Source organism: Mycobacterium sp. E3298, assembly GCF_001666895.1.
Lineage (GTDB): Bacteria > Actinomycetota > Actinomycetes > Mycobacteriales > Mycobacteriaceae > Mycobacterium.
Genome location: NZ_LZJB01000213.1, coordinates 1 through 5,799, shown reverse-complemented (window position 1 = coordinate 5,799; position 5,799 = coordinate 1). Strand labels below are relative to the sequence as shown.

Below are 5,799 nucleotides of genomic sequence, written 5' to 3'. Positions count from 1 at the left end.
CGACGCCCTTGGCCGCGAAGTGATCCAGCACCCCGGAATGAGCCTGGGAGTGCATGGCCTCCTGGCTGATGAAGCCCTGCACGTCCAGCCGCAGCTGGTCGTCCTTGATCAGCGGCAACGCGTTCTTGAACGCGTCGACGATGAACTCCTCGCCTGCGGGCAGCAGCAGGTGCAGCACGTTGCAGAAATGGGTGGTGAAGGGCTCGTTGGGCACGTAGTAGAACGGCAGCGTCGCCCAGTCGAACTCGACGTCGCGCGCCTGCAGGACGATCCGCTCGTGGTCGAGCGAGGCGTCATGCGGGCCCGTCGCCTGGTCGTCGACGGTGAACATGGAAGAACCCCCTTGGGAAACTAGGCGCTGCGTTGCGCCTCGGCCTCAGCCTCGGTGATCAGGCGCTCACTGCGCAAGAACCGGACGAGATTCTCGACCGTGTCGGTGAGCGACGGCTCACGCAGGCCGACCGAGGCCAGCGCACGCGCACTCCGGTATTGGGAGTTGCCGTAGCGCTTGTCCCGCATCGCCGCGATCTTGTCGGCCGACCGGGTGAGGAAGTCGACCAGCGGGTAGATCGGGTCCCGCGTCGTGCAGCGGCGGTTCATCTCGGCGGCGAATGCCGGGATGTCGTGGTAGTCGAAGCGATAGCCGTAGCGCTCGGAGAGGACGCGGGTGATGTCCATCAGGTTGTAGTAGTCGTCCGCGGTCATGTTGAACACGGTGCCCTCGTCTGCCGGCAGGTCCATCAGCGCGACGATGTGGTCGGCGATCAGGTCCGCAGGCAGCAGGCTGAGCTGGTTGAGCGCGTTGGCGGCGATGCCGTGTTCGATCATGAACGCCACGGTGCGCACCAGGATGTCGTCGCCGCTGCCGAAGCCCGCGCTGGTCGGCGAGATCAGCGAGGGCCGGAAGATGCGCACGTCGAGCCCCTGCCGCTGGGCGGCGAAGGCCAGCTGCTCGGCCACCCACTTGGTCTGCGAGTAGCCGAAGTCCAGGGCGTTCATCTCCAGGTTGGCGTCGGACTCCCCGACCACCGGCTTGACGCTCCACCCGTAGATGAAGGTGCTCGAGACCAGGTGGAAGGTCTTGCGGTGCGCCGTCATCGCCAGCCGCAGCAGCTCGTGCGTCCCGATCACATTGGCCGGGCGCAGGGCGTCGTAGGTCCGAACGTAGTTGACCAGGGCGCCGTTGTGCAGGATGGCGTCGACGCTCTCGGCCAGGCGCCGGAACCCCTCCTCGCCGATGCCGAGCTGCGGCTCGGCGAGGTCGCCGCAGACCACGCGCACCCGCGCCCGGACCTCGGCTTCGAGGGCCGGCGTCCACAGCCGGGCCCGGCGCAGGGACGCGACGATCCGGTCCAGCCCGTGCGCGGGATCCGTGGCGCGGATCAGCGCGTGGACCGTGAGGGACGTCCGGCCGAGCAGGCTGGCGACCAGGAACGGCCCCAGGAAGCCGGTCGCGCCCGTCAGCAGGATGTCGCCGGGGGCCCCCGACCGCGCCGGCGGCAACGCCGGCAGGGGCAGCTGGGCGTCGGCCCGCATCCGCGCGACCTCGTAGGCCTCGTACTCGGTCGAAATCTGGTCCAGCGCCTGACGCAGCGCATCGAGCGGCTGGCCGGACCCCCCGCCGAATTGCCGCATCAGGCGGAAGAATTCGGCCACCGTGAGCCGCTGGAGCAGGCGCGTGTTGACCTCCTCGGCCAGCTCCCCCGCGCCATGCTCTTCCAGCAGGGCCTGCAGGTCGGCGCGCAGCTCGGCGAGCGCCAGCGAGTCGATGCCGAGGTCCGCGAAGGAGCAGTCCTCTTCGCCGGTGAGGTCGTAGCTCTCGATCAGGTTGCGGAACCGGTCCAGCGGGCCCGGGTCGGTCTGCGCCCATTCGTGGGCCTGGTGCGTGTAGCTCGCCAGGACGGGCAGCTCGCCGTCCAGCCAAAGCTGACGCGTCGAGGACCGCCGGATCTTGCCCGAGGTGGTCTTGGGGATGGTGTGCGGCGGCACGAACACGATGGTGTGCGGGTCGATGTGGCCATGCCGGCGGATGGCCCGCGCCAGCGCCTTGCCGTCCGGCAGCGCTCCCGCGTCACGGACCTCGGCCACCACGGCCAGCACCTCCTGGTCGTCGCGCTCCACCGCGAACGCGGCCACGCAGCCGCCGCGCACCTGCGGGGCAGACCGCTCCACGATGCCCTCGATGTCGGAGGGGTAGCAGTTGACGCCGCGCACGATGATCAGGTCCTTGCTGCGGCCGCAGACGAACAGCTCGCCCTCGTAGAGGAAGCCGAGGTCGCCGGTTCGCAGGTAGGTGCGCTCGGTGTCGCCGGCGATGCGGGCCGCGAACGCCTCCGCGGTGACGTCGGGGCGGTTCCAGTAGCCGCCGCCCTTGGACGGGCCATCCAGCCAGACCTCGCCGACCCGGCCCTCCCCGAGGGCCTCGCCGGTCTCGGGGTCGACGATGCGGACCACGTTGCCGTCGATCGGCTTGCCGCAGCTGACCACCGGGGCCTGGTTGCTGTTCTCCGGCTGGGCCTTTTCGACCCGCGCGAGGTTCCTCTCCAGCGCACGCTTGTTCAGCGCCAGCGTCTGGCGGCCGCGAAGCGAAACGATCAGGGTGTTCTCGGCCATGCCGTACGCGCCGGTAAGGGCGTTGGGTTCCAGGCCGTAGGGGGCGAACCGTTGCCGGAAGCGCGCAAACGTGCTGGCGCGCAACGGTTCCGCGCCGACGACGATGTTCTCCAGGCTGCTCAGGTCGATCCCGGCGAGCTCGGATGTGGGCAGCTTGTCCTCGCGCAGGCACAACTCGAGGGCGAAGTTGGGCACCGGCGTGTGGGTCGCGCGCACGTCACTGATGAGCCGCAGCCACGACGACGGCCGCTTGAGGAAGTCCAGCGGTGACATGGCGTGCGTGGTGCCGCCGACCAGCAGGATGAACAAGTAGGCGGAGATCAGGCCCATGTCATGGTGCTGTGGGAGCCAGCTGACCAGCACCTCGCCACCCGCGAAGGCCGAGGCGTTGGCGATGACGTTGGCGTGGCTGACCACCACGCCCTTCGGGTCGCTGGTGGATCCGGAGGTGTACTGCAGGAAGAGCACCGGCTCCGGGGTGTCGGGGACGTGGGCGCCGCCGAACTCCTGCGTGCCGTCGGTGCTGAACCAGGGCAGCTCCGGGGGCCGCTGGGCCTCCGCCCACGGCGAGCCGCCGTCAAGGTGGTTGAGCAGCATGCGGTAGTCGTACTCGAACTGTTTGGTCGATAGCACCGCCTTGGCCTGGCAGTCGCGGGCGATGAAGCTGAGCTTGGCCAGACCCGACTCGAACGACATCGGCAGCGGCGGGCTGACCGGCACGGCGATCACCCCGATCCGCGCGCAGGCGTAGAACGCCGCGACCATCTCCAGGCCGGGCGGGTAGACGAGCAACGCTCGATCGCCCGGCCGCAGCCCGGCTTCGGTCGACAGGTACGCGGCCAGCTCGCGCGTCCGCTCGGAGAAGCTCCGATAGGTGTAGTGCTCCAGCTCGCGGCCTTCGTCGTCGACGAAGCGGAAGAGGGTCTTGTCGGGTGTTTGGGCTTCGCGCATGTGCAGATGGTCAATGAGCGTCTCCATCGCAGGAGCCACCCCCTTCCGGGTCAACTATGAGCGATAAGAACTTTTCGGATCAATTGATAACGCCCAATGTAACGCCGTTGATGGATGTTGAGCAAAGCGTGCAAGGCATTTCCGGAGACCGCACATTAATCTCACAGGATGGACTTAACTACCGGCACCCGTCGACAATCATGGGATCCGCATCTACGGACTTCAGTATTCACGTTTATGGGTTGAACAGCGCATTTATCGCCCGGGCCTTGTCGCATCCGTGCGGATACTGAGGTACGTATTTCTCAGCATCATGATTTCTCCTGGGATGACTTCGGCCGAATCCGGGGTGCATTTCGTATTCGCACCGCAAAGGCCATAGCAACCCCAATATCGAGCTTCGCATTCCCGGCGGCGAGTGAGATGCGCCACGGGAGCCGTCTCGCCGCTGCTGACCTACTGAGCTACGGAGTCAGCTCGGCTGGGCAACCCGGATGCGGGGGCCGGCCCGGGCCACCAACCGGGTGATCCCGACGAAGCGTTCGCCGTCGATGATCGGCGAGAGCGGCTCCCCCTCGGCCTCGATGGTCATTTCGCGGCCGTTCACGTCGCGAACCCCGGGACCCCGCAGCGTGCCATTGGTGAGTGCCGCGGGCAGCTGGACCACGATCCGCGAGGGCCGTATCTCGCCGGCCTGGAAATGCAGCGCGCCGGGATTCTCGGCCTTCGGGAAGAGCCGGAACGGTCCCCCGATCCGCAGGTCGATCGCTCCCGCGTGCAGCACGCGGTGCGTCCGCGACGGGACCTCCTCGCCGTCGATGACGACCCGGGCACGCGTTGGGGTGAACAGCACCGACGAGTAACTGGACGCCCGCGAACGGCCGACCTTGGACGCTAGGTAATCGCGGAACGAACGGCCGATCACCCGGGCGACCTCTGTACGGCCGTGGTCGGGCTTTCCGTAATACATGTCGTAGAACCGGTTGCCGACGCCGCCGGCGGCGAGTCCGAAACACAGGCGATGAAACGCCGCGCCGTCCGCGGTCTCGCCGTCGAGTTGCAGGGTGTCCAAACGCATTTCGGGCGGGGGCCGGTTCGCCTCGGCGGCTGCCACCAGGGCGCGGACGATGGCGTCGGGCCGCCCGCGCACCCGCGCCTTGCGCGCGACGGCGTTGACGCTGCCGCCGTTGGACGGCACGAACGTCGGCCAGCGTTCCGGATCGGCTTCGCAGCGCTCGATTTCGTTGATCAACCAGTGCAGCGCGCCGTCGCCGCCGTCGCCCACGAGGTGCGTGACCCGCGGGTGGAGCCCGTCCAGGGTCTTGCCCAGCTCCTCGGTCGAGGCGGTTTCGTGGACCTCGCCCCACGGACCGACGATGCGGCGCAGCTCGGCGACGCGGTCACCGCGCGCGCCGCGATTCCTGCGCGCGAGCGGATTGACGATGACCCCTAAATACATCCGCGGCGTCGGAGTTCCACCGGCCATCCCACGCACGATACCTGCGGCGTTCGGGTGGGAGGCATCACGTAGTTAGGGTGGGCTGCATGCCTGGTTGGACCGCAGCAGACCTGCCCTCCTTCGCCGGACGCACCGTCGTGATCACCGGCGCCAACGCCGGACTGGGGGAAGTGACCGCCCGCGAATTGGCCCGGGCCGGCGCCCGCGTCGTGCTGGCCGTTCGCGACACCGAGAAGGGCAAGGCCGCCGCGGATCGGATGCGCGGTGACGTCGACGTCCGCCACCTCGACCTGCAGGACCTGGGCTCGGTGCGGCGCTTCGCCGACGAGATGACGGCGGTGGACGTGCTGGTCAACAACGCCGGCATCATGGCCACCAAACACGCGGTGACCGCCGACGGCTTCGAGGGCCAGATCGGCACCAACCACCTCGGCCATTTCGCGCTGACCAACCTGTTGCTGCCCAAGCTGACCGACCGGGTGGTGACGGTGTCCTCGCTGATGCACCACTTCGGCTACGTCAGCCTCAAGGACCTGAACTGGCGCTCCCGCCCGTATTCGGCGTGGCTGGCCTACAGCCAGTCGAAGCTGGCCAACCTGCTGTTCACCAAGGAGCTGCAGCGGCGCCTGGACGCCGTCGGTTCTCCACTGCGCGCGCTGGCCGCCCACCCCGGCTGGTCGCACACCAACCTGCAGGGCAACTCCGGACGCAAGCTGGGCGACGCGGCGGTGTTGGCCGTCGACCGCATCGTGTCCACCGACGCCGATTTCGGGGCC

At 68.3% G+C, this 5,799-nt stretch carries 4 protein-coding genes; 1 reads left to right on the top strand and 3 read right to left on the bottom strand.

Annotated elements, in window-relative coordinates; translation table 11 throughout:
- The 3 genes from A9X05_RS09800 to A9X05_RS09790 form a co-directional block, all read right to left on the bottom strand.
- Nucleotides 1–331: metal-dependent hydrolase (locus A9X05_RS09800; RefSeq protein WP_197498992.1), on the bottom strand; the 331-nt coding region annotated here is incomplete at its 3' end.
- 20 nt (nucleotides 332–351) lie between these two features.
- Complete coding sequence (locus A9X05_RS09795; protein WP_067749291.1) at nucleotides 352–3,591, bottom strand: thioester reductase domain-containing protein; 3,240 nt, start codon at nucleotides 3,589–3,591, stop codon at nucleotides 352–354.
- Between the two features lie 445 nt (nucleotides 3,592–4,036).
- On the bottom strand, nucleotides 4,037–5,023 hold the full coding sequence (locus A9X05_RS09790) for a diacylglycerol kinase family protein (RefSeq protein WP_067749288.1): 987 nt from the start codon (nucleotides 5,021–5,023) through the stop codon (nucleotides 4,037–4,039).
- 86 nt (nucleotides 5,024–5,109) lie between these two features.
- Here A9X05_RS09790 and A9X05_RS09785 point away from each other — a divergent pair.
- The coding region (locus A9X05_RS09785) for an SDR family NAD(P)-dependent oxidoreductase (protein WP_067780947.1) at nucleotides 5,110–5,799 on the top strand (690 nt) is incomplete at its 3' end.